We start from the raw sequence: 25,066 nt of genomic DNA, 5'->3' as shown, positions 1-25,066 counted from the left end.
GGCGCCCGCAGCGCCGTGTGCAGCACCGCACGGTCCTCGGTCACGTTGATCTTCTCGCCCCGGAACATCGCGTCCCGCAACCCGAACACATCGGTGGCGGTCGCCAGTTCCTGGAGCAGGGCGAGGGTCTCGTCTGTGATCAGATGCTTGGAGTAATCGATCCGCAGGTCACCGACCTGTACGACATAGCGTTCGGCGCGGGCGGGGTCGGCGGCGAACAGCTCACGCAGCCTCGGGTGGAGCAGCGCGGTCGCGCGATGGTCCTCCAGGGCCACCCACTCCGGGCGTCGTGTGGGCTTGGGGGAGTCAGGCATGACGGGAGGTCTCCTTGGTGGCCTCGCCCCGCAGGGCGATGGCGTACATCTCGTCCGCGTCGAGGCGGCGCAGTTCCTCGGCGATCAGCTCGGAGGTGGAGCGCACCTTGAGCGCGAGGGTGCGGGAGGGCTGACCGGGCAGGGACAGCGTCGCCAGGGGGCCTTCGGGGCGGTCGATCACGATCTCGCCGTTCGCGGTGCCGAGCCGGACGGCGGTCACCACGGGGCCCGCGGTGACGACGCGCTCGGTCTTGACCTGGAGGCGGGCCTCCAGCCAGCGGGCCAGCAGTTCGGCGCTCGGGTTGTGCGCCTCGCTCTCGACGGTCGCCGAGATCACCTTCGTACGGGCCTGGTCGAGGGCCGCGGCCAGCATCGAGCGCCACGGTGTCAGCCGGGTCCACGCCAGGTCGGTGTCGCCCGGCGCGTACGAGGCGGCGCGGGCGTCGAGCGCCTGGAGCGGGGTCTCGACGGCGTACATGTCGGTGATCCGGCGCTGCGCGAGGGCGCCCAGCGGGTCCTTGACCGGGTTGTCGGGCGCGTCCACGGGCCACCAGACGACGACCGGGGCGTCCGGCAGCAGCAGCGGCAGGACCACCGAGTCGGCGTGGTCGGAGACCTCGCCGTAGGTCCGCAGGACGACCGTCTCGCCGGTGCCGGCGTCGGAACCGACGCGCACCTCCGCGTCCAGACGGGAGTTGGTGCGGTCGCGCGGGGTGCGGGCGACGCGCTTGATGACGACCAGCGTGCGCGAGGGGTGCTCGCGGGAGGCCTCCTCGGCCGCCTTGATCGCGTCGTACGCGTTCTCCTCGTCGGTGACGATGACCATCGTCAGGACCATGCCCACGGCGGGGGTGCCGATGGCCCGGCGCCCCCGTACGAGCGCTTTGTTGATCTTGCTTGCCGTGGTGTCGGTCAGGTCGATCTTCATGGCCTGCGCCAGCTCCGTCCGTCTCGTGCGAGCATCTCGTCGGCTTCCTTCGGGCCCCAACTGCCCGAGGGGTACTGCGCGGGCGTGCCGTGCTTCTCCCAGTACCCCTCGATCGGGTCGAGGATCTTCCAGGACTCTTCCACCTCCTGGTGACGGGGGAAGAGATTGGCGTCGCCGAGCAGGACATCCAGGATCAGTCGTTCGTACGCCTCCGGGCTGGACTCGGTGAACGACTCGCCGTACGCGAAGTCCATGGTGACGTCCCGGATCTCCATCGAGGTACCCGGCACCTTGGATCCGAAGCGCACCGTCATGCCCTCGTCGGGCTGGACGCGGATGACGATGGCGTTCGCGCCGAGTTCCTCGGTGGCGGTGGAGTCGAAGGGGGAGTGCGGGGCGCGCTGGAAGACCACCGCGATCTCCGTCACCCGTCGGCCCAGGCGCTTGCCGGTCCTGAGATAGAAGGGGACGCCCGCCCAACGGCGGTTGTCCACCTGGAGCTTGACGGCCGCGTAGGTGTCGGTCGTCGACCCGGGGTCGATGCCGTCCTCCTGGAGGTAGCCGCGCACCCTCTCGCCGCCCTGCCAGCTCGCCGCGTACTGGCCGCGCACGGTGTGCTCGCCCAGGTTCTCCGGCAGCTTCACCGCCCTGAGGACCTTGAGCTTCTCCGCGAGCAGCGACTCGGCGTCGAAGGCGGCCGGCTCCTCCATGGCGGTCAGCGCCATGAGCTGGAGGAGGTGATTCTGGATCACGTCCCGGGCGGAGCCGATGCCGTCGTAGTAGCCGGCCCGGCCACCGATCCCGATGTCCTCGGCCATCGTGATCTGGACGTGGTCGACGTACGACCGGTTCCAGACGGGTTCGTACATCTGGTTGGCGAAGCGGAGCGCCAGGATGTTCTGGACGGTCTCCTTGCCCAGGTAGTGGTCGATACGGAACACCTGGTCCGGGTCGAACACATCGTGCACGATCCGGTTCAGCTCGCGCGCGCTCGCCAGGTCGTGGCCGAACGGCTTCTCGATGACCGCGCGCCGCCAGGAGCCCTCCGGGGCGTCGGCCAGTCCATGCTTCTTGAGCTGCTGGACCACCTTCGGGAAGAACTTCGGCGGTACGGAGAGGTAGAAGGCGTAGTTGCCGCTGGTGCCCCGGGAGGAGTCCAACTCCTCCACCGCCGAACGCAGTTGCGTGAACGCCGCGTCGTCGTCGAAGTCACCGGGGATGAACCGCATGCCCTCGGCGAGCTGCTGCCAGACCTCCTCGCGGAACTCCGTCCGCGCGTGCTCGCGCACCGAGTCGTGCACCACCTGCGCGAAGTCCTGGTCCTCCCACTCACGACGGGCGAACCCGAGGAGCGAGAAGCCCGGTGGCAGCAGACCCCGGTTGGCGAGGTCGTACACGGCCGGCATCAGCTTCTTGCGGGACAGGTCACCGGTGACACCGAAGATCACGAGACCGGAGGGGCCCGCGATCCGGGGGAGCCGGCGGTCGCGCGGGTCGCGCAGCGGGTTGTCCTCGTCGGCCGCCGGGACGCCGAGCGCCTCGCCGAGCGCCTCGGGGCTCAGGCCGCCCGGTTCCACGGCCGTGTCACCAGGTCCCTGCGGCGCGGCGGGCGCAGCCTGCGGAGTGCCGTCGGAAAGCGCCTCACCCTTGGTCATTCCCCCTCAACTTCCTTGCCACGGAGCGAGGTCGCCACCGCGTCGAGGAGATCCTCCCAGGCGGCCTCGAACTTCGAGACGCCCTCGTCCTCCAGCTGTCCGACGACCTCGTCGTAGGAGATCCCGAGCGCCTCGACCGCGGCCAGATCGGCCCGCGCCTGGGGGTAGCCGCCGGTCACCGCGTCGCCGTGGATGTCGCCGTGATCGGCGGTGGCGTTCAGCGTCCCCTCCGGCATGGTGTTGACCGTGCCCGGCGCGACCAGCTCGTCGACGTACAGGGTGTCCTTGTACGCGGGGTCCTTGACGCCGGTGGAGGCCCACAGCGGACGCTGCTTGTGGGCGCCGGACGGGGCGAGCGCCGTCCAGCGGTCACCGCTGAACACGTCCTCGTACGCCTCGTAGGCGAGCCTCGCGTTGGCGAGCGCCGCCCTGCCCTTGAGCGCGAGGGCCTCGTCCGTGCCGACCTTCGCGAGCCGCTTGTCGATCTCGCTGTCGACCCGCGAGACGAAGAAGGAGGCGACGGAGTGGATGCCGGCGAGGTCGATGCCCGCCGCGTGCGCCCGCTCCAGGCCCGCCAGGTAGGCGTCCATGACCGCGCGGTAGCGCTCCAGGGAGAAGATCAGCGTGACGTTGACGCTGATGCCGAGGCCGATGACCTCGGTGATCGCCGGGAGGCCGGCCTTCGTCGCGGGGATCTTGATCATCACATTGGGGCGGTCGACCAGCCAGGCGAGCTGCTTGGCCTCGGCGATCGTGGCGGCCGTGTCGTGCGCCAGCCGGGGATCGACCTCGATGGAGACCCGGCCGTCCCGGCCGCCGGTCGTCTCGAACACCGGGCGCAGGACGTCGGCGGCGGCGCGCACGTCCGCGGTCGTCATCATGCGGACGGCCTCGTCGACCGTCACTCCGCGCACGGCGAGGTCGGCCAGCTGCTCCTCGTACCCCTCGCCGGAGCCGATGGCGGCCTGGAAAATGGACGGGTTGGTGGTGACGCCCACCACATGACGGTTCTCGATGAGTTCGGCCAGGTTGCCGGACTCGATCCGCTTGCGGGAGAGGTCGTCGAGCCAGATGGAGACGCCTTCGTCGGAGAGGCGCTTGAGGGTTACCGCGGTCGCGGTCGCTTCGGTCACAGTGATCATCTTCCTTCGTGCGAACGGATCAACCGCGGAGGGCGGCCAGGGATTCCCGCGCGGCGGCGGCGACGTTCTCGGCGGTGAAGCCGAACTCGGCGAACAGGGTTCCGGCGTCGGCGGAGGCGCCGAAGTGCTCGAGCGAGACAATGCGTCCTGTGTCACCGACGTACCGGTACCAGGTCAGACCGATCCCGGCCTCGACCGCCACGCGGGCCTTCACGGACGGCGGAAGGACGCTCGCCCGGTACTCCGGGGACTGCTCCTCGAACCACTCGACGGACGGCATCGACACCACACGGGTGCCCACGCCCTCGGCCTCCAGCCGCTCGCGCGCCGCGACGGCGAGCTGCACCTCGGAGCCGGTCGCGATGAGGACGACGTCCGGGGTCTCGGTGGAGGAGTCCCGCAGGACGTAACCGCCGCGCGCCGCGTCGGTGTTGGCCGGGTAGGTCGGCACGCCCTGACGGGTGAGGGCCAGGCCGTGCGGGGCCGGGCTCGTGGCGTGCCGCTTGAGGATCTCGCCCCAGGCGATCGCGGTCTCGTTGGCGTCGGCCGGGCGGACGATGTTCAGGCCGGGGATGGCGCGCAGCGAGGCGAGGTGCTCGACCGGCTGGTGTGTCGGACCGTCCTCGCCGAGGCCGATCGAGTCGTGCGTCCAGACGTACGTCACCGGGAGCTGCATCAGCGCCGACAGCCGGACGGCGTTGCGCATGTAGTCGGAGAACACCAGGAAGGTGCCGCCGTAGACACGGGTGTTGCCGTGCAGCGCGATGCCGTTCATCTCGGCGGCCATCGAGTGCTCGCGGATGCCGAAGTGCACGGTGCGGCCGTACGGGTCGGCCTCCGGCAGCGGGTTGCCCTTCGGCAGGAAGGAGGACGTCTTGTCGATCGTGGTGTTGTTCGAGCCGGCCAGGTCGGCGGAGCCGCCCCACAGCTCGGGGAGTACGGCGCCGAGCGACTGGAGGACCTTGCCGGAGGCGGCGCGGGTCGCGACGGACGTGCCTTCCTCGAACGCCGGCAGCGCCGCCTCCCAGTTCTCGGGTAGCTGGCCGGCGACGATCCGGTCGAAGAGCCTGGCGCGCTCGGGCTGCGCGGTACGCCACGCACCGATCCGCTTGTCCCATGCGGCGTGCGCCTCGGCGCCCCGGTCGAGGGCCTGGCGGGCGTGGGCCAGCACCTCCGGGTCGACCTGGAAGGTCCGCTCCGGGTCGAAGCCCAGGATCCGCTTGGTGGCGGCGATCTCCTCGGCGCCCAGGGCCGAGCCGTGCGAGGCCTCGGTGTTCTGCGCGTTCGGGGCGGGCCAGGCGATGATCGTGCGCATCGCGATGATGGAGGGGCGCCCGGTCTCGGCCCGCGCCGCCTCGAGCGCCGTGTGCAGCGCGTGGACGTCGATGTCGCCGCCGAGCGCGGGCTCGATCCGCTGCACGTGCCAGCCGTACGCCTCGTAGCGCTTCAGGACGTCCTCGGAGAAGGCCGTCGCCGTGTCGCCCTCGATGGAGATGTGGTTGTCGTCGTAGACGAAGACGAGGTTGCCGAGCTTCTGGTGGCCGGCGAGCGAGGAGGCCTCGGCGGAGATGCCCTCCTCCAGGTCGCCGTCGGAGACGATCGCCCAGATGGTGTGGTCGAAGGGGGACTCGCCCTCGGGGGTCTCGGGGTCGAAGAGGCCGCGCTCGTAACGGGCGGCCATCGCCATGCCCACCGCGTTGGCGACACCCTGCCCGAGCGGACCGGTCGTGGTCTCCACGCCCGCGGTGTGTCCGTACTCGGGGTGACCGGGCGTCTTGGACCCGTGGGTGCGGAACGCCTTCAGATCGTCGAGACCGAGTTCGTAGCCCGACAGGAAGAGCTGGGTGTAGAGGGTCAGCGAGGTGTGTCCGGGGGAGAGGACGAAACGGTCGCGGCCGGTCCACTCGGGGTCGGCCGGATCGTGACGCATCACCTTTTGAAAGAGGGTGTACGCCGCCGGGGCCAGACTCATCGCGGTCCCGGGGTGACCGTTGCCGACCTTCTGCACGGCGTCAGCGGCCAGAACGCGGGCGGTGTCGACGGCGCGACGGTCGAGCTCGGTCCATGTGAAGCCGTCGGAGCTCTGCGTACTCATCTTCAAGAAGTCCTCACTGAATGGGCGAACGCTGGTCTACGCGTTCAAACCTAAAAGTCAGACTTTTGCCGGGGAAGGTGCCCGTGTGTCAGCCTTCGGTGAAAGTGGGACACGCAGAGTCGTGGCGAGCCGACGCGAGAAGGACATGGCAGACAGAACCACCCAAGGCGGTACCGGGAGTGAAGGCGGCCAGGACGGGATCAGGACCTTCCCCTTCCCGGCCGATCTGAGCCTGTCCGGCGTGGGCATGCAGGTCGGCGCGATGGGGACCGGGCGCACCTGGCACGCGGACGCTCCGCTGGAGCGCGTGCACCGCATCGACTTCCACGTCGTGATGCTCTTCCACGAAGGCCCCGTCCGGCACATGATCGACTTCGCCGAGTACGAGGCCCGCGCGGGCGACGTCCTGTGGATCCGGCCAGGTCAGGTGCACCGCTTCTCCAGCACCGACCGCTACCGCGGCACCGTCCTGACCATGCAGCCCGGGTTCCTCCCCCGGGCGACCGTCGAGGCGACCGGCCTCTACCGCTACGACCTGCCCCCGCTGCTGCGCCCCGACGCCGGCCGGCTGGCGGCCCTGGAGCAGTCGCTCGCCCAGCTGGAACGCGAGTACGTCGACACGACCACCCTGCCGCTCAGTCTGCACACCTCGGTGCTGCGGCACTCGCTCACCGCGTTCCTGCTGCGCCTCGCCCATCTCGCGGCGAGCTCAGCCGAGGCGGCCCGCGAGCACACCGACACCACCTTCACCCGCTTCCGGGACGCGGTCGAGAAGGGCTTCGCCACCAACCACAGTGTCAGCGGCTACGCGGACGCCCTCGGATACTCGCGCCGCACCCTGGTCCGCGCGGTGCGCGCCGCCACGGGTGAGACGCCCAAGGGCTTCATCGACAAGCGGGTCGTCCTGGAGGCCAAGCGGCTCCTCGCCCACACCGGCATGCCGATCGGGCGCATCGGAGTCGCCGTCGGCTTCCCGGACGCGGCCAACTTCTCCAAGTTCTTCCACCAGCACACGGGGGCGACCCCGGTGGCCTTCCGGGCCGAACTGCGCTGAGAGGGGCGGACCGTGTGGTCCGCCCCTCTCAGCCGGCCGTGCGGCGCCGGGTCACCGGCCGATGCCGAGTGTCGCCCCGGTCGGCGGGCTCACGTCGCCGACGTTCTGCACCGATGGCTTTCCGCCTGGCCTCGGGGCGTGACGCGGCCGGCCCGGCCGGGGGTCGGGTGAGTACCCGTCAACTCGGGTGTCAGTGACCGAAGTCGAACCAGTTGACGTTCACGAAGTCCGCCGGCTGGCCGCTGGTGAAGGTCAGATAGACGTCGTGGGTCCCGGTGACGGAGCTGATGTTCGCCGGCACGGTCTTCCAGGCCTGCCAGCCACCGGTGTTGCCCACGGCGAAACTTCCGACCGGGGTGCTCGTACGGCTGTCGAGGCGCACCTCGACCAGGCCGCTGACGCCTCCCGCCGCGCCGCTCGCGACCCGCCCGTAGAACTGCTTGGCCGCCGTGGAGCCGAAGTTGACGCCCTTGTAGAGCGCGTAGTCGCCGTTCGCGAGCGCGCTGATGTTCTGGCCGCCGCCGGAGTCGGTGGTGGTCTCGGTGCCGACGCCCGCCTGACCGTCGAAGGACTCGGCCTGGATGGCGCTGTACGCGTCACGGTTGCCGGTGGGCGGCGGAGTGGTGCCGCCACCGCCGCCGCTGCCCGACTGGAGCACCTGGACGTAGTCGACCACGAGCGGGTGGCCGGGGTCCGTGCCGCTGTCCGGGCCGCCGCCGAAGGCGTCCGGGAAGCCGCCGCCCATCGCGACGTTCAGGATCAGGAAGTAGCCGTGGTTGGTGGCGTTCGTCCAGGTGGCCGCGTCGACCTGGTTCGCCCGGACCGTGTGGAAGTTGACGCCGTCGAGGTAGAAGCGCATCTCCTCGGGGCTCGTCGACTTGTCCCACTCGACGGCGTACGTGTGGAACCCGGCCTGACAAGTGGCGCCCGCACAGGGGGTGTTGCCGCCGATGCCGGAGGTCTCGTTGCAGGGGCCGCCCGGTGAGGTGCCGCAGTGCATGGTGGCCCACTCGGTGTTGAGCCCCTGGACGTTCTCCATGATGTCCAGTTCACCGATGCCCGGCCAGTTCCAGTAGTTGCCGCGGAAGGGCGCGCCCAGCATCCAGAAGGCGGGCCAGTAGCCCTTGGCGGCGGCGCCGGTCACGTTCGGCATCTGGAGGCGGGCCTCGACGCGGAGCTTGCCGCCCGCGGGCGGCTGGAAGTCGGTGCGGACCGTCTCGATCCGGCCCGAGGTCCAGTTGCCCGCGGCGTCGCGCCGCGGGGTGATCCGGAGGTTGCCGGTGCCGTCGAGCGCGACGTTGTTGGTGCTGGACGTCATCGTCTCGATCTCGCCGGTACCGAAGCCCGCGGGACCGCCCGGGTAGCTCGTGCCCGTCGTGTACTGCCAGTTGGCGGTGTTGACGCCGGTTCCGGCGGACCCGTTGAAGTCGTCGAGGAAGACCTGGGACCAGCCGGAGGGGGGCGTGGGGGCGGACGCGTTCGCGGGGAGGGTGGCCGCCGTGGCGGCCACCGCCGCCAGGCTCAGCGTGCTGAACACGGCGATGAGCACGCGCCGCAGTGGGCCGCGTCTGACAGGTGTGCCGGAAGTTTCACTCATGGGGTGCCTCTTCGGGTACGGAGTGTGGGGTGCGCGGGTGGTCGTGAGAGCGCTCCCATGGCATTTGAGAGCGCTCTCACAGCAGCTGCGCGGCCAATGTGCTCTCTGTCACTCCGGCCGTCAAGAGGTGAAGCCGAGAAAGTCCTTACGGCACAAGGGAGTTCACGCCGTGAAAGAAGGGGGCATGCGGAAGGGGCGGGCCCGGCGCGGTCCGCCGGTGCCCGCCCCTCGGGGCGAACCCTCAAAGAGCGCTGCCGGCCTTCCAGTCCGCCCACGACAGGTTCCAGCCGTTGAGGCCGTTCGACGCCTCCACCGCCCGCTCGCCCGAGTTCTTGACGACCACCACGTCACCGAGCATCGAGCTCTCGTAGAACCGGGAGCCCGGCACGGAGGTGTCGCCGGCGCCCTTCACGTCGTGCAGGCCGATGCAGCCATGGCTGGTGTTGCTGCCGCCGAAGATCGAGGCCGAGGCCCAGTAGTTGCCGTGGATGAAGGTGCCGGAGGTGGTCAGGCGCTGGGCGTGCGGCACATCCGCGATGTCGTACTCGTCGCCGAGCCCGACCGTCGAGGACTCCATCCGGGTCGCCTCGAACCGCTCGCTGATCACCATGATCCCGGACCACGTGGTGTGGTCCGCGTCGCCGCCGCTGACCGGGTAGGTGGCGAGGGTCGCGCCGCCCCGTTCCACCGTCATGGTCTTCCGCGCGAGGTCCACCGTGCTCACCTGGTGGCGGCCGATGCGGAAGGTGACGTCCTTGGACTGCACGCCGTACACGCCGTCCGTGCCCTCGATGTCCTTGAGACGCAGGCTCAGCGTGATCTTCGTGCCTGCCGCCCAGTACCGCGCCGGACGGAAGTCGAGCCGCGTGTTCCCGAACCAGTGACCGACCACCTCGACCGCGGGCTCCGCCGCCACCGTGATGGCCTTCTCGACGGCCGCGCGGTCCGTCACGGCTTTCGTGAAGTTGATCGACACGGGCATGCCGACGCCGGAGGTCGAATTCGCCTCGGGCGTGAAATAGCCCACGAAGGTCTCGCCCGGGGACTTCGTGACGAAGGCCGCGGTGTGCTCCGCGGCACCCTCCGCTTTCGCGGTGACCGTGTATTTGGTGCCCGAGTAACGGATTCCGGGTGGAGGTCCATCGTGTGCGGTCGTCGTTGAAGGATCCGGCCAGAGCGGAACCGTCATTGCCGGACACCTCGACCGTCGACAGGGTGCCGTCGGTCACCGAGACCTCGACCGGGCTGGTGAACTCGGCCTTCTTCGTGCCGTCGGCGGGGCTGACGGTGATGGCCGGCGTCTTCACCTGGGGCGATGCCTCGATCCCGGCCCGTGTCCCGCCGGTCGCCGTCGGCTCCGTCCCCTCGGCGGCGTCCGCCGAGTCGCCGCACCCCGTCAGCGCGAGGGCCGGTACCGCGGCGCCGAGGGCGGCGAGGATTCCCCGCCGTGACCAGGCCGGACGCCCCGGCCGGAGCCGCGCGGCCCCCGAGGCGTCCGGTGCTGAGTCGGGCCGGTTCGATATCTCAGGGACGCCCACGGAACGCCTTTCCTCGGTTCTTCGCTCACCACCATTGCGGGTGCATCCTGCGTGACTTCCATGGGTTGATTCTTTGAATCCGACGGCTCCAACCTGAGATTCCTGTGAAGACGCCGGGAGAGACGGCCAAAATCCACGGTTGCCGGGCCGCCTTCGCTTGTGAACAGAGTATGAAGCGCCGACCGGACCCCTGAGTTTTCCGTGAGATCCCCTTCCGGGAGCCCCTTTCGACCTCACCGGTCGCCGGAGTGAAGAAGGAGCTCCGCTTGACGGTTCCGCAGCAGATCCCGCCGGAGGTATCCGTGAATCCAGCCCGTGAGCGGCACACCGTGGCCATCGTCGGAGCGGGCGCGGCCGGAACGCTCACCGCCGTGCAGCTGTGCGAGACGGCGACCCGCCGCCGCACCCCCCTCGATCTCGTCCTGGTCGACCCGGCCCCCGAAGCCGGACGCGGCACGGCGTACGCCACCCCCGATCCCCGGCACCGGCTGAACGTCCCCGCCGTCGGCATGAGTTGCTACCCCGACGACCCCGGACACTTCACTCGCTGGCTGTGCCGGCACGGCGAACCCACCGTCAGGGGAACCGACTTCGCCACCCGCTACCGCTACGGCGCCTACCTCGCCGACACCCTGGCCCGGGCCATCGTCCACGCCCACGGCGCCGTCGCCGTACACCGGCTGCGGACCCGGGCGGAGGGCTGCGTCCCTGCCCCGGGCGGGAGGCTCGAGCTCCAACTCGCCGACGGGGAGAGCCTGTCGGCCGACAGCGCCGTCCTCGCCACCGGACCGGCGGTCCCGACAGGCGACCGGGTCCCGCCCGGACTCCGTACCTCCGAACGGTTCATCGGTTCCCCCTGGGCGCCCGGTGCCCTCGACGGACCCCTCGCCGAGCCGGCCGCCCGCGCGAGCGACTGCGCGAACGCCGACGTCCTGCTGGTCGGCACCGGGCTCACCGCGGTCGACCTCGCGATCAGCCTGGACCGGCCCGGACGCACCGTGCACGCGCTCTCCCGCACCGGCCTGCTGCCGCAACCGCACGCGCTGAGCCCCGCCGCCGAGATGGCCGCACCCGAAGGGCTCGACGCGCCGACGCTGTCCACGCTGCGCCGGACCGTCTACCGCCACATCGGCCGCTCCGTGCGCGCCCACGGCGACTGGCGCCCCGCGCTCGACAGTCTGCGCCCGCACACCGCTCGGCTGTGGCACAGCCTCACGCCCGAGGAACGGGCCCTGTTCCTGGAGCGCGAGGGCGCGTTGTGGAACACCCACCGTCACCGGATGGCGCCGGTGACGGCCGAGTCGGTGACCCGGGCCCGTACGGCCCGGCGCCTGCGGGTGCACACGGGCAGGATCACCGACGCCGTCGTACGGCCCGACGGCTCCGTACTGGTCACGCTCTCCGACGGCCGTGACATCCGGGCCGGCTGGGTGATCGACTGCACCGGGCCCGGCCCTCGACCCGAAGACCCCCTGTGGCGCTCGCTGTTCGACACGGGCGCCGCCGTGCCCGGCCCGCTCGGCCTGGGCGTCGCGACCCGCGGCGGCAGGCTCCTCGACGCCGAGGGCAGGGCCGGGCTACCGGTGTACACCCTCGGCGCCCCGCGCCGCGGCGAACTGTGGGAGACGACCGCCATCCCCGAGATCCGCGTCCAAGCCGCCGACCTGGCCGAGCAGTTGCTCGCACCCCAGGCACCCCCGCGGCGCTCCGCGCGCCGTCGGCCGGTCGACGCCCACGGACTCGCGCTGTCCACCCACGCCGAGGCGGCCGCCGCCCATCGCACCGGCCTCGAACGGGTCCTCAAGGTCAGGGCCGGAGCCGAGGACGCCTTCGCGCGCGCCGTCGCCCTCGACCCCGGCTTCGCGCTCGGGCACGCCGCGCTCGCCCTGCTCGGCCACGAGTGCGGCGCCGACGTCGACGTACCGAGGGCGCTGGCCGACGCGCAGCGCTGCGCGCGGGAACGGGCCGACGAACGCGAGCGCTCCTTCGTCGACGTGGTGACCCGCCGCGTGCACGGTGAGTCCCGGGACGCGGGCGAAGGGTCCCTGCCCGGGCACCTCGCCGCACACCCGGCCGACGCGCTGGCGCTCGCGGCCGCCGTGCCCACCATCGCCTTCTCCGGCATCAACGACCTCGACACCGGCCGCGCGTTGCGCCTGGTCGAGCGCGCCTCGCCCGCCTACGACGGGCACTGGTTCCCGGCCTCGCTCCTCGCCTTCCTGCGCCAGGAACAGGGCCGGTACGACGAGTCCGCCGAACTGGCCCGCCGCGCGCTCGCCGTCGAACCGGCCTCCGGACACGCCGTGCACGCGCTCGCCCACGTCCACTACGAGTCCGGAGCCCACGAGACCGGCCGCGACTGGCTCGACGCCTGGGTGTCGGGGCACGGACGGGGCACCGTCCACCGGGCGCACTTCTCCTGGCACATCGCCCTGCACGAACTGGCCCTGGACGATCCCGCCGCCGTCCGCAGGCGCTGGTTCGCCCAGCTCGCGCCGGGGCGGGTGACCGGCGTACGTGCCCTCGTCGACTCGGGGTCGCTGCTGTGGCGGGCCCGGCTCAGCGACAGCTGGCGGGGGCGGATACCGGCGGCGGACGTCCTCGACAGCGTCGCCCGGGAGATCGTGGAACGGCCCGCGACCGCCTTCACCGCGCTGCACGCGGCGGTCGCCCTCACCGCCGCCGGCGATCTCGCGGCGCTGCGCCGGCTGCGCGACCACGCCGCGGGCGCCGACCCCGTGCAGCGCGAGGTCGTCGTCCCCCTCTGCGAGGCCTTCGCCGCCCTCGTCGAGGAACGCTTCTCCGAAGCCGCCCGGGGCCTGGACGCGCTCCTCCCGGTCCTCGGCCGGGTCGGCGGCAGCGCGGCCCAACGCGAGGTCGTCGAGGAGACCCTGCTGTACGCCCTGGTCGCGGCGGGCCGCTGCGAAGCGGCCCGCCGTCTCCTGGACACCCGCCTGGACCGCGGTCCCTCGCCCCGGGACAGCCGTCTGCTGGCGGAGCTGCCCAACTGAGCGGACTGCCAGGGGCAGACGCTGCTCGGTCGGATGACAGCGACGCCGTCCGTGTGCGAGGCGAAGCGGTCCGGCATCCGCCGTCGGAGGGCGGGTGCCGGACCGCTTCAGTCCGATCCCGGGGGGTGGGGGTCGGACCGCTTCGTCCCGCTCCAGGCCGCGCAGGGCGGGTACCGTCGCTTCCGTCTGCCCTTGGGGCGGAAGGCAGGTGCCGGACCGCCTGCGACCGCTCCCGGGCGCGCGCGGGACCGCTGTCAGACGCCGGCGAGCTGGGGCCGGTCCGCCGGTTCCTCCTCACTCACGCCGAGCCGGTCGTGCGCCCTGCGCAGCGCGCCCGGGGCCCACCACGCGCGCTTGCCGAGGAGTGCCATCGTCGCCGGTACGAGGAGCATGCGGACCACCGTGGCGTCGATCAGGACCGCGAGCGTGAGGCCGAGGCCGATCTGCAGGATGGGCGAGAACCCGCCGGTCATGAACGCGCCGAAGACGATGGCGAGAAGCAGGGCCGCGCAGCTGACGACCCGGCCCGAACGGCGCAACCCGGTGACGACGGCCTCCTGGTGGTCGCCGGTCCGCAGCCAGGTCTCGCGCATCCGGGCCAGGATGAACAGCTCGTAGTCCATGGCGAGTCCGAAGGCGATCGCGATGATCAGCGGCGGAGCGGTCAGGCTGAGCGAACCGAGGCCCTCGGCGCCCAGTACCCCTGCCAGATGCCCGTCCTGGAAGACCCAGACCACCGCCCCGAGAGCGGCCCCGAGGCTGAGCAGCGTCGTCGCGATCGTCCGTAGCGGGATCAGCACCGAACCGGTGAAGGCGAACAGCAGGACGAAGATGCCGACCAGGACCGTGACCGCCGCCCAGGGCGCCCGGTCGGCGAGCATCGCGCGGAAGTCGACAAGACGGGCCGCCACGCCGGTCACCTCGACGGGTTCGTCGCCGCGTACCTGCCGTACCCGCTCGACGAGATCGGTCGCCGCCCCGCCGTCGACGCTTCCGGTCGGCTGCAGGTGCACCAGCGTGCTGCCGTCCGGCAGGGCCCGCGCGTCACTCGTGCCGGCGATGGCACGGATGCGGTCCACCGTGCCCGGACCGGCACCGGAAGCCACCACCACGGACACCGGAGACACCCCGGTGCCGGGCGGGAAGTGGGCGCCCAGTGTGTCGTACAACTGCCGTGCCTCGGTGCTCGCGGGCAGTTGCTTCGCGTCGCCGATGGAGATCCTCATGCCGACGGCGGGCAGTGCGAGGACGACCAGGGCGGGGACGAGGGCGGCGAGGACGACGACCGGACGGCGGGTGGCGAACCGGGCGAGGCGGGCGAAGGCGCGCCCCTCGGTGTCCGGGCCGGCTCCGGCTGTCCCGGTCTTCGCGCGTGCCGGTGCGATCCGTGCCCCGAAGCGGGCCAGCAGGGCGGGCAGCAGGGTGATCGCCGCGAGCATGTCGACGACGACCACGGCGGCCACCGCGAGGCCCATGCTGCGCAGGAACGGGCTGGGGAAGACCAGCAGCCCGGTGAGGCTGACGGCCACGGTGAGCCCGGAGAACAGGACGGTCCGTCCGGCTCCGGCCACGGTGCGGTGCACGGCGTCGACGACGTCCTCGGTGTGGCGCCGCTCCTCGCGGAAGCGGACCACCATCAACAGGGCGTAGTCGATGGCCAGTCCGAGCCCCAGCATGGTGGTGATCTGGATCGCGTACACCGAGATGTCGGTGAACTGGCTGAAGGCGAACAGCGCGAGGAACGCGCCCGCGACTCCGCTGATCGCGATCACCAGCGGCAGACTCGCGGCCCGCAGCCCGCCGAAGACGACGAGGAGGAGAGCGAGCACGACCGGCAGGGAGATCAACTCGGCCCGCTGCACGTCCTCCTGGGCCCGCCCGCTCATCTGCTGTCCGAGCAGCAGGCCACCGCTGACGTGGACGTCGGGCGCGTCGATCCGCTTGATGCGCTCGGCCGCCGTGTCGACGGCCTTCTTCTCGTCCCGGAACTTCATGTCGCCCTTGAGCGTCACCGGAAGGACGAGCGCCCTGCCGTCCTCGGAGGTGAGGCCCCGGGTGGTGTACGGGTCGGGCACCTCGGCGATTCCCGGGACCGTACGCAGGTCCGCGACCGCCCGTACGACCTGGGACCGCAGTGCGGGGTCCGAGACGGAGGTGCCCGCGATGACGGCGGTGATCGACTCACCGCTCGTGTCGACACGGTCGAGATGGGCGGCGGCGCGTTCCGACTCGGTGCCCGGGACATCGGGCACCGAGTCGACGAGCCGGCCGAAGACGCCCGTGCCGAGGCCGAAGCCGATCAGCAGCATGAGCAGCCAGACGAGCATCACGGTGATCGGGCGGCGGGTCGCCGCCCGGGAGATCGTGGCGAGCACGGTGCGCCTCCCGGCGGTTGATGCGGTTCCTGACAACGCCATCAGCGTCGTACCGGACCGGGGGTCACCGGATCGCCGGAGGGAGCGGTTTCCGGGAATCCCTCGCGGGAGGGAGGTGCCCCGGCGGTTCATTCGCTAGGAGGAGCCCGGGGTCACCAGGCCGGTCTCGTACGCGCAGATCACCGCCTGCACGCGGTCCCGCAGCCCGAGCTTGCTCAGCATGTTGCTGACATGGGTCTTGACGGTGTGCTCGCTCACGAAGAGGGTCTTCGCGATCTCCGCGTTGGACAGCCCGCGGGCGAGCAGCCGCAGGGTCTCCTCCTCGCGGGCCGTGAGGACGTCCAGCCGCTGGGGCGGGACTTCGACGGCGCTCTCCGCCAGCCGGCGGCGCACGATGTCCGCGACCAGCCGGCGCGTCACCGTCGGCGCGAGCAGCGAGTCGCCGGCCGCGACCACCCGCACCGCGTGCACGAGGTCGTCGCGGCGGACGTCCTTGAGCAGAAAGCCGCTGGCCCCCGCGTACAGCGCCTCGTACACGTACTCGTCGAGGTCGAACGTGGTCAGCATGACGACCTTGCAGCCGGACTCCGCGCACACCACGCGCGCGGCTTCCAGACCGTCCATGCGTGGCATGCGGATGTCGAGGAGCAGCACATCGGGGGCGTGTTCCCGCACGGCGGCCACCGCCTGGAGGCCGTCACCCGCCTCGGCCACCACCTCGATGTCCTGCTGGGCCTCCAGGATCATGCTGAAACCGCTGCGCACCAGCTCCTGGTCGTCGGCTACCACCACGCGGATGCTCACCCGAGGGCCGCCTGCCGGTCGGCCGCGGCCGGCAGGCGCACCGCGACCCGGAAGCCGCCGTCGGGGCCGCGGCCCGCGTGTGCGCTGCCTCCGCAGGCGGCGGCCCGCTCGCGGATGCCTATCAGCCCGTGTCCGCCTGCCGAGGGTCCGAGATCCCGTCCGCCGGGGGGGCGCACCGGCCCCCGTCCGTCGTCCGTCACCGTGAGCGTCAACGCGTCCTCCGTCCAGTCGAGTTCGATCCGTGCGGTTGCGGCGTACGCATGCTTCACGGTGTTGGTGAGGGCCTCCTGCACCACCCGGTACGCGGCCACCTCGGTGTCCGGGTGCAGGGGGCGCCGTTCGCCGGTGGTCCGCAGGTCGACCCGCAGTCCGGTGGACTCCGCGACCTGCGCGGCGAGTTCACCGAGCGCGGTGATGCCGGGCTGCGGCAGCCGGGCCGACGCGCCGTTCACCGGGTCCTCCTTGAGAACCCCGAGAATGCGTCGCAGTTGGGTCATGGCGTCGCGTCCGCTCGTCGCGATCGCGTCGAAGGCCGCCTCGGCCCGCTCCGGATCGCTGCGCACGACCACGGGTCCCGCCTCCGCCTGCACCACCATCAGACTGACCGCGTGGGCCAGGATGTCATGCATGTCGCGGGCGATCCGGGCGCGTTCCTGGGTCTTCGCGCGCGCCGTGTCCGAGGCACGCTCGCGCTCCAGCCGGCGGGCCCGGTCCTCCAACTCCGCCGTGTAGGCCCGCTGTACGCGGGTGAGGACGCCGAGGGCGTACGCGCTGAGGAAGCTCGTGAGGTGGAAAGCGTACTCGAAGGGCTGCGCGTGCTCCTTGGTCGTCATCGTCAGCGAGGCGCCGACCAGCCAGGTCACCAGCATGAACCGGCGCTGGGCGGGCGGGCAGAGCGTGGCCACCGTGTAGAGGACGACCAGTCCGCCGTACGCGACGTTCGGCGGCGGCGCGTGGTACAGCGCCATGGCCGGTGTGCAGATGGACACCGCGAGCGCGGACAGGAAGGGTGCCCGCCGCCGCCACACCAACGGCGCCGCCGTACCGGCCGCCAGCAGGAACCCCTGCCAGGACAGCCGGTCGTCGCCCTCGTCGGGGAACATCCACTGGAGCGAGGCGGCGAACAGCACGAGAGCGGCGAGCGCGGTGTCGAGGACATAGGGATGCGTCGTCCGCAACCGTGCGACGATCGGCCGCCATCGGGACACGGCGGGTGACACGGCCGTCCGCCACCGCGAGGCGACGGGCGCTGACCAGGACTGGGCGGGCATACGCGGCTCCTTTGGACAAGGGCCGTCCCAGTATCCCGATCCGGTCCCGTGGACGCCTCACCGGCGAGAGGGATATCCCGCCCCGTCCGGAGGCGGGTTCCCGACCGTGCTCGCCCCGGCGTCGATCCTCATGCCGGTGCCGGTGCCGGTGCCGGTGCCGGTGCCTGCGTCGGCGTGCGGCGTGCGGCGTCAGGCGTGCGGATCCGTCCGGGCCGTCGGCCGCCATCCGAGGGCCCGTGAGATTCCGCGGGCCGCCAGGCGTATCGCCGGGATCAACGCCGGTACCTGCGCGTCGGCCTGGGGCACGACGACCGACACGGCCGCGACGACGGCTCCGTCCGTGCCGCGTACCGCCGCGGCCACCGACAGGGCGTCGTCGGTCACCTGACGGCTGCTCACCGCAGCACCGGTGTGCCGGACTTCGGCAAGAACGCGCCGCAGCCGGGCCGGATCGGTGATGGTGTACGGCGTGAAGGCCGCCAACGGCCCGGCGCAGTAGGCATCCTGGAACGCGGGCTGCGCGTGCGCGAGCAGCGCGAGCCCGACGCCTGTCGCGTGCAGCGGCCAGCGGGCGCCCACCTGAATGCGCACGCCGACCGACGAACGCCCGGAGATCCACTCGATGTAGACGACCTCGGCGCCGTCGCGGACCGCCAACTGCACGTTCTCGTGCGTCGCTTCGTACAGGTCCTCCAGATACGGCAAGGCGATCTGCCGCAGCGCGAGACCGCGCGGAGCGAGCGCCGCGATCTCCCACAGGCGCAGGCCCACGTGGTACAGGCCGTCGGCGTCCCGCTCCAGCGCGCCCCACTCGGTGAGCGCGGTCACCAGCCGGTGGGCGGTGGTGAGGGTGAGCCCCGCACGACGGCTGATGTCCGTGAGGGACAGCGCCGTGTGCTCGTGGTCGAACGCGGCGAGCACGGCGAGGAGGCGGCCGGGAGCCGACAGGGCGGTCATGAGTTCCGTTCGGCGTCCGCGACGCGTCGCGGCAACGCGCAATGGCGCAGCCGCAGTCCGGACTCCTGGAGGAACGCGTTGAACAGCTGCCCCGGGCGCAGGCCCAGCCGGTGCGGCAGACAGCCGGTGTCCGCGAGCGGGCCCCACGTCCACGGCTCCTGGGCGTCGATGCGGACGGTTCCTCGGGGACGCTCCGCGGCGCTCGGCCGGCCTGCGATGACGGGCTCCCTGGGGCCGGGCCCCGGGCGGGGCGGTTCGGACGGACGGCCCCAGCATGCCGTACGGCCCGGCCGGCAGGAACTCTCGACGTCAACGACTATTGCCCTCGGCTTCGCTCTCCTGGCCGCACCGCTTCCGTCTCGCGGCCGCACCCGGTCGTACTGCCGGCCGTCCCCGGCGGGCAGCCGCGTTCACGCCGGGCGCCCGCACCACGTGAAGGGTCCTTTCGTGCCCGGCATCGATCTTGCGAGGGTGTGCGGGAGCGACACCGGACGTGGTGGTGGCGGACGAGCCGGTGGACCTGGTGACACGCTGGTCCCTGGACGACGCGGGCGTCCCGGTGGCCGTGGCGTGATCCCTCGTCGCGCGAACCGTGTCCCCGCACGAACTGCGAAGGTGGTACTTGCGTGAGGCTGACCATTCTGGGCGGCGGTGGATTCCGCGTCCCCCTGGTGTACGGGGCGCTCCTCGGCGACCGGGCCGAGGGCCGCGTCACCCGGGTCGTGCTGCACGACCTGGACGCCGGACGGCTCTCCGCCGTGGCCCGCGTCCTGGCCGAGCAGGCGGCGGGGGACCCCGACGCGCCGGAGGTGACCGTCACCACCGACCTCGACGAGGCCCTGCGCGGCGCCGACTTCGTCTTCTCCGCGATCCGCGTAGGCGGCCTGGAGGGGCGCGCGGCGGACGAACGCGTCGCCCTCGACCAGGGTGTCCTCGGCCAGGAGACGGTCGGCGCCGGCGGTATCGCGTACGGTCTGCGCACGGTGCCCGTCGCCGAGGACATCGCGCGGCGGGTGGCCCGGCTCGCGCCGGACGCCTGGGTCATCAATTTCACGAACCCGGCAGGCATGGTCACCGAGGCGATGTCCCGCCACCTCGGCGACCGCGTGATCGGCATCTGCGACTCGCCGGTCGGCCTCGGGCGCCGGATCGCCAAGGTCCTCGGCGCGGACCCGCGCGAGGCGTGGATCGACTACGTCGGGCTCAACCATCTCGGCTGGGTACGGGGCCTGCGCGTCGCGGGCCGTGACGAACTCCCGCGGCTGCTCGCCGACCCCGGCCTGCTCGGTTCCTTCGAGGAGGGCAAGCTCTTCGGCCCGGAGTGGCTCCAGTCGCTGGGCGCCGTCCCGAACGAGTACCTGCACTACTACTACTTCAACCGCGAGACCGTCCGCGCCTACCAGGAGGCCGACAAGACGCGCGGAGCGTTCCTGCGCGACCAACAGGCCGGCTTCTACGACGAGATGAAGAGCCCGGACGCCGCGGCCCTGACCGCCTGGGACCGCACCCGCGCCGAGCGCGAGGCCACGTACATGGCGGAGAACCGGGACGCGGCCGGTGCCGGAGAGCGCGACGCCGACGATCTCTCCGGCGGCTACGAGAAGGTGGCGCTCGCCCTCATGCGGGCCATCGCCCGCGACGAACGCACCACCCTGATCCTCAACGTCCGCAACCGCGGCACGCTGAGCGTCCTCGACAACGAGGCCGTCATCGAGGTGCCCTGCCTGGTCGACGCCAACGGCGCGCACCCTGTCACCGTCGACCCGCTGCCCGGCCACGCCACCGGACTGGTGTGCGCGGTCAAGGCGGTGGAGCGGGAGGTGCTCTCCGCCGCCGAGTCGGGGTCCCGTGCGACCGCGGTGAAGGCCTTCGCGCTCCATCCGCTCGTCGACTCCGTGAACGTGGCGCGCGCCCTGGTCGACGGCTATACGGCCGTACATCCCGGCCTGGCCTATCTGAAGCCGTGACCGGTCGGGGAGACGTACGGCCGTGCGCGGGCCACACGCAGGCGGTCCGCCCGCCGCGACGGGCCCGCGCCGCCGTGCCGTCGCCCTTCGCCGCTGTTCCGTCGCGCCGCCGGTCCGGCGGTCGAACCACCTCTCAGGGTGCGGGCGCCGGCGCGATCGTGGGGCTGTCCGGAGGGCTGAGCAGTCCGGCCTCCGCCCTGGCGACCGTCGCGGGATGGCCGAAGAGTCCGGGCAGCCCGCCGGTGTGCAGGAAGACGGTGCGCTGCCCAGGGGTGATGTCGCCGTCCTCGACGGCCGCGGCCAGACCGGCCAGCGCGCGCCCCGTGTAGATGGGGTCGAGGACGAGGCCCTCCGTTCGCGCGGCGAGGGTCAGAGCGCTCATGACCGGCTCGGTGAGCGTGGCGTAGCCCGCTCCGACCAGGTCGTGGCGCACCCGCAGGGCTCGCGGGTCGCAGGGGCTTCCGGACAGCTCCGAGACCAGTTCCGCGACCGTGCGGGCGGGTGCTTCCACGGCACCGACGTGCACGCCGAGCACGCGGCCGCCACCCAGTCCGGCGACGAGCCCGGCCATCGTGCCGCCCGAGCCGAGAGCCACGACCACGCTCGCCAAGTCCGGTGCCTGGTCGTCGAGTTCGAGCGCGCAGTCGACATAGCCACGGGCCCCGAGCGGACTCGATCCGCCGAACGGGATCAGCGCCGGTACCTCGCCGCTCGCCCGCAGTTCCTCCACCACCCGGTCCGCCCGCGCGGCGAGCCGGTCACGGTCGCCCGCCCAGACGACATGGGCGCCGAAGAGCCCGTCGAGGGCGAGGTTGCCGGAGGCGGGCGCGGCGGGCGGGGCGACGGTGGCCGAACCGGGTTCCCGCGCTCCGGAGGAGGTACCGGGTGCCGGGGGCGAGCCCGCGAGGACGAGCACGACACGCAGGCCCAGCCGGGCGCCCGCGGCCGCCGTCAGCCGGGCGTGGTTGCTCTGCGGCGCGCCGGTCGTCACCAGCACCGTGGCGCCGTCGGCCAGCGCCGCGCCGCAGGTCCACTCCAGCTTGCGGATCTTGTTGCCGCCGCCGCCCAGGCCGGTGAGGTCGTCGCGTTTGACCCACAGGTCGCCGGGACCGAGGCCGAGCGCCACGGCCAGCCGGGGAGCCGGTTCGAGAGGGGTGGGCCAGCTGCCCAGGCGGGTGCGGGGCGGGAAGCTCTCCCCGGAGCGGGTGGTGGTCACCGCGGGCCTTTCTGCCGACGCCGATCGTGCGGGGAGCGTAACGCGAAGGGCCGCCCGGAGATCCGGGCGGCCCGCCGCTCTGCCCGCCGTCGTTCTCAGCCCGTGAAGCCGGCCGTGATCGACGTGAACTGCCAGGTGCTCTGGCTGATGCCGGAGCAGTTGCTCACCACGCCGCCGCCGGGGCAGGCCCGGTCGCGGTTGACCGCCCAGTAGGCGAGCCGGGCGATGTGGTGGCCGTTCGCCCAGTCACGGATCTGGATCCAGATCGCCGGGGTGGTGTTCTCCTGCTGGTCGGACAGGCCGTTCATGCCGGAGATGCCGATGTGGGAGTAGGCTGTGGCGTCGTCCCAGCCGAAGGTCGACTTCAGCTTGGCCTTCAGCCCTTCGGTGGCGTTGACCGTGTTGCCGTACATGTCGGAGCCGCCGCCGAAGTCGAACGGCATGATGGTGAAGACGTCGATGTTGGCGTTCAGGGACTGCGCCTGCTCGATGAGCCGGTTGCCGTAGTAGGTCGGGCCGGTCGTCGAGGTGCCGAAGGTGACGATCGTCTTCAGACCGGGGTTGTTGGCCTTGACGGTCTTCAGCGCGGTCAGGATCCTCGCCTGGACCGCCTCGTTCTCGAACTCGTCGGTGTTCTCGATGTCCATGTCGATCGCCTTGAGGCTGTAGGCGTCGATCACCTTCTGCAGAGCGCCGGCGAGCGCGCTCGCCGAGGAGCAGTTGGCGCCGAGCTTGCTGCCCTGCCAGCCACCGAACGACGGGACGATGTCACCGCCCGCGGAACGGATCTGGTTGATGGCCGTCTGGTCGACGCCACCGGTCAGCGCCCGGCTGCCGTCCCAGGCGGGGTTGCAGCCGCCCGAGTCGAGCACGAACGCCATCGTGAACCACTTGATCCCGGTCGCGTTCATCACCGTGGTCGGGTTCGGGGGGTCGCCCCAGCCCTCGAACAGGTAGGGAGCGGCCTGCTTGAAGCCGGTGCCGCCACCGCCGCCCGCGCTCGTCGTGACGCTCACGGAGTTGGAGGCCGGGGAGGTGTTCCCGGCCGCGTCCCGCGCCTTGACGGTGAACGAGTAGGCGGTGCTCGGGGACAGTCCGCTGACCGTGGCACTCGTGCCCGACACGCTGAGCACCTGGTTGGAGCCGCTGTAGATGTCGTACGCGGTGACACCGACGTTGTCGCTCGACGCGCCCCACGACAGCGACACACTGGAGGAGGTCTTGCCGGTGGAGGTCAGGCTGGTGGGCGCGGTCGGCGCCTGGCTGTCGGAGCCACCGCCGCCGCCGGGACCGTCCAGGCTGACGTCGTCGGCGTAGTAGGTGCCCTGCGCGTACCAGCCGTGCACATAGATCTTGGCGCTGGTCTGCGAGGCACCGGTGGTGAAGGACACGCTGAGCCGGCTGTACGCCGACGGGGACGTCGTCCAGGTCGAGGCACCGCCGTCCACGCCGAGGTACACGTAGCTGCCGCGGACCCAGCCCGAGAGGCTGTACGTCGTGTTCGGCTGGACCGGGACGGTCTGGGTGCACTGCGCGTTGTCGCTCGAACTCACCGCCCCCGCAAGGGCTTTGGAGCCGCCGTGTACGGGGCTGGAGACGATCGAGCCCAGGTTGCCGGAGCAGGACCAGGGGGAGAGGCTGCCCGTCTCGAAGCCGGGGTTGGACAGGATGTTCGCCGCCTGGGCCGTACCCGGCAGGGCGACCGCCCCGGCGAGGGCCAGAGCGGCCGTGCCCAGCAGGGCGAGGAAGCGATGTCTGGAACGTCTGAGCTGTGTGATGCGCACGCGATCTCCCTGGAGATATGGGGGTGTTCGGGAGTGCAGAGAGGTGCGCAACCAAGTTGGTATGGACCAATCCCGCTGTCAAGACGCTGAGCGGAATTGGTCCAGACCGGTAGGGGTGCAGGGGGTTCGGCGTGAGCGGCCCGGGGGATCAGGCGGGCGCGATGGCCGCCGAGGCGGGCGTGGTGGCCTGGGCGGAAGCGGCGGAGGCGGTCGCGTCGACCGGGGTGCAGGCCGCGGACTCCGTGGCCTGCGCGGGTACCGCGGGGAGCGTCGGTACAGGCACCTCGGACAACGTCGGTACGGGCGCCTCGGTCCGCTGCTGAGGCAGCGACACCGGACGCACCGGACGCGGCCCCGAGACCACCGTGTAGTCCTGTCCGAGGAACGGCGGGACCACCTCGCCCGTCTCCTCGCCCAGCGCCAACTGCACTGCTGACCAAGGGGCGTTGACCCCGCACTGGGAGAGCTGGTGCAGCCCGCCCGCCGGACGGGTGTTCACGTCCATCAGGACCGGCTCGTCGCCGTACATACGGAACTGGATGTTCGACAGATAGTGCAGCCCGAACGCCTCCGCGAGCAGCGTGGCGGGCTCGATCCAGGCGGGGTCGAGGGTGAATCCGCGGCGCCGCCCGTTCTTGGTGCGGCCGATCGCCATGCGGACCCGGCCGTCCGGCCCGGTGAGGCAGTCCACCGACACCTCCGGCTGTCCGAGGTGCGGCATGACCAGCCAGTCGACGGGCTCCTCGGCCGCGCGCAGCGCCTCCACGACCAGGTCCAGAGGCACGTACGGGCTCGGGAACCCGTTGAGGTGCATGAGTGAGAAGGGGGTGCGGGTGATCACCCGGAAGCCCACCCCGCCCGCTCCGGCCGCGGGCTTGAAGCAGGCCCGCTGACCCGCGGCCTCCAGCAGCTCCACCGCCGCGACCAGCTCCTCCTCCGTGCGCACCCGCCACCACGGAGGCACCGGAACGCCCACGGCCTCGACGGCCTGGTACGCGGTGGCCTTGTCGTGGAAGACCGCGACCGCCTCCGAGGGCGGCGCCAGCAGGGCCGTACCGAGCGCGGCGAACTCGGCGCGCTGCGCGACGATCGCCGCCTGGTACAGGACCGGCACGAAGACGTCGACGGAACGCCGTGCGCACATGTCCAGGGCGTACTCGACATAGGCGCGCGGTGACAGGCCCTCCGGCTCCATTTCGGCGGTGTCGGCGGCGGCCAGTACGGGAGAGTCGGCGTCGCCGTGGGTGGCATGGATCTCGACCGCGCGATGCTGCGGATTACTTCGCAGCTGATCCATGAAGAACACGTTCTCCGCGTACGTGCGGTTGAGCCAGACGCGTACGCGAGAGCCCATGCAA

At 71.8% G+C, this 25,066-nt stretch carries 15 protein-coding genes and 2 pseudogenes; 3 read left to right on the top strand and 14 right to left on the bottom strand.

The features are described 5' to 3' along the window. From ACWD68_RS27215 to tkt, 5 genes and pseudogenes are all read right to left on the bottom strand, one after another. Positions 1-314, bottom strand: a pseudogene (locus ACWD68_RS27215) (glucose-6-phosphate isomerase); the annotation flags it as partial. Further along, positions 307-1,242, bottom strand: a complete 936-nt coding sequence (gene opcA / locus ACWD68_RS27210) for a glucose-6-phosphate dehydrogenase assembly protein OpcA (protein WP_451809085.1) — start codon at positions 1,240-1,242, stop codon at positions 307-309. The gene opcA and the pseudogene ACWD68_RS27215, both read right to left, overlap by 8 nt. Beyond that, a complete protein-coding gene (gene zwf, locus ACWD68_RS27205; protein WP_451809084.1) occupies positions 1,239-2,897 on the bottom strand; it encodes a glucose-6-phosphate dehydrogenase in 1,659 nt (552 codons plus the stop codon). The genes opcA and zwf overlap by 4 nt, the downstream gene beginning before the upstream one ends. Next, the gene (gene tal, locus ACWD68_RS27200; RefSeq protein ID WP_451809083.1) at positions 2,894-4,039 is read right to left on the bottom strand and encodes a transaldolase; all 1,146 of its coding nucleotides are present in this window, start codon (positions 4,037-4,039) and stop codon (positions 2,894-2,896) included. The genes zwf and tal overlap by 4 nt, the downstream gene beginning before the upstream one ends. Positions 4,040-4,058: 19 nt before the next feature. Continuing rightward, positions 4,059-6,134, bottom strand: a complete 2,076-nt coding sequence (tkt, locus tag ACWD68_RS27195; protein WP_451809082.1) for a transketolase — start codon at positions 6,132-6,134, stop codon at positions 4,059-4,061. Between the two features lie 145 nt (positions 6,135-6,279). Between tkt and ACWD68_RS27190 the strand changes: the two genes are divergently transcribed. Continuing rightward, entirely contained in the window at positions 6,280-7,188 is a 909-nt protein-coding gene (locus ACWD68_RS27190) for a helix-turn-helix domain-containing protein (protein WP_451809081.1), read from the top strand. Positions 7,189-7,378: 190 nt separating this feature from the next. Here ACWD68_RS27190 and ACWD68_RS27185 read toward each other — a convergent pair whose 3' ends face one another. Together ACWD68_RS27185 and ACWD68_RS27180 are read right to left on the bottom strand one after the other, a co-directional pair. Continuing rightward, positions 7,379-8,785 carry a glycoside hydrolase family 16 protein gene (locus ACWD68_RS27185; RefSeq protein WP_451809080.1) on the bottom strand — a complete coding sequence of 469 codons (1,407 nt, stop codon included), beginning with the start codon at positions 8,783-8,785 and terminating at the stop codon, positions 7,379-7,381. Between the two features lie 241 nt (positions 8,786-9,026). Continuing rightward, a pseudogene (locus tag ACWD68_RS27180) lies at positions 9,027-10,323 on the bottom strand (L,D-transpeptidase). Between the two features lie 329 nt (positions 10,324-10,652). On the opposite strand from ACWD68_RS27180, the gene ACWD68_RS27175 reads away from it, so the two are divergent. Continuing rightward, positions 10,653-13,334 carry an FAD/NAD(P)-binding protein gene (locus ACWD68_RS27175; RefSeq protein WP_451809091.1) on the top strand — a complete coding sequence of 894 codons (2,682 nt, stop codon included), beginning with the start codon at positions 10,653-10,655 and terminating at the stop codon, positions 13,332-13,334. A 254-nt stretch (positions 13,335-13,588) separates the two neighbouring features. Here ACWD68_RS27175 and ACWD68_RS27170 read toward each other — a convergent pair whose 3' ends face one another. The 4 genes from ACWD68_RS27170 to ACWD68_RS27155 form a co-directional block, all read right to left on the bottom strand. Beyond that, positions 13,589-15,709 carry an MMPL family transporter gene (locus tag ACWD68_RS27170; RefSeq protein ID WP_451809079.1) on the bottom strand — a complete coding sequence of 707 codons (2,121 nt, stop codon included), beginning with the start codon at positions 15,707-15,709 and terminating at the stop codon, positions 13,589-13,591. A gap of 135 nt (positions 15,710-15,844) precedes the next feature. Continuing rightward, entirely contained in the window at positions 15,845-16,513 is a 669-nt protein-coding gene (locus ACWD68_RS27165) for a response regulator (protein ID WP_451809078.1), read from the bottom strand. Next, positions 16,510-17,784 (bottom strand): sensor histidine kinase, encoded by a 1,275-nt coding sequence (locus ACWD68_RS27160; protein WP_451809077.1) that lies wholly within the window; start codon positions 17,782-17,784, stop codon positions 16,510-16,512. The genes ACWD68_RS27165 and ACWD68_RS27160 overlap by 4 nt, the downstream gene beginning before the upstream one ends. Positions 17,785-17,973: 189 nt before the next feature. Further along, positions 17,974-18,741, bottom strand: coding sequence for an IclR family transcriptional regulator (locus ACWD68_RS27155; protein ID WP_451809076.1), 768 nt, complete (start codon positions 18,739-18,741; stop codon positions 17,974-17,976). A gap of 626 nt (positions 18,742-19,367) precedes the next feature. On the opposite strand from ACWD68_RS27155, the gene ACWD68_RS27150 reads away from it, so the two are divergent. Then, the gene (locus ACWD68_RS27150) at positions 19,368-20,708 is read left to right on the top strand and encodes a 6-phospho-beta-glucosidase (RefSeq protein ID WP_451809075.1); all 1,341 of its coding nucleotides are present in this window, start codon (positions 19,368-19,370) and stop codon (positions 20,706-20,708) included. Positions 20,709-20,841: 133 nt separating this feature from the next. Here the strand turns inward: ACWD68_RS27150 and ACWD68_RS27145 are convergent, their stop codons facing one another. From ACWD68_RS27145 to ACWD68_RS27135, 3 genes are all read right to left on the bottom strand, one after another. Next, on the bottom strand, positions 20,842-21,924 hold the full coding sequence (locus ACWD68_RS27145) for a pyridoxal-phosphate dependent enzyme (protein ID WP_451809074.1): 1,083 nt from the start codon (positions 21,922-21,924) through the stop codon (positions 20,842-20,844). Positions 21,925-22,019: 95 nt separating this feature from the next. After that, complete coding sequence (locus ACWD68_RS27140) at positions 22,020-23,708, bottom strand: carbohydrate binding domain-containing protein (protein WP_451809073.1); 1,689 nt, start codon at positions 23,706-23,708, stop codon at positions 22,020-22,022. A 148-nt stretch (positions 23,709-23,856) separates the two neighbouring features. Beyond that, positions 23,857-25,062, bottom strand: coding sequence for an ATP-grasp domain-containing protein (locus tag ACWD68_RS27135; protein WP_451809072.1), 1,206 nt, complete (start codon positions 25,060-25,062; stop codon positions 23,857-23,859). Between the last annotated feature and the right edge of the window lie 4 nt (positions 25,063-25,066).

It is taken from the genome of Streptomyces sp. NPDC005141, from assembly GCF_053599975.1.
Note: the sequence above shows the minus strand (reverse complement) of the source record. Positions and strands in the feature narration are given on the sequence as shown.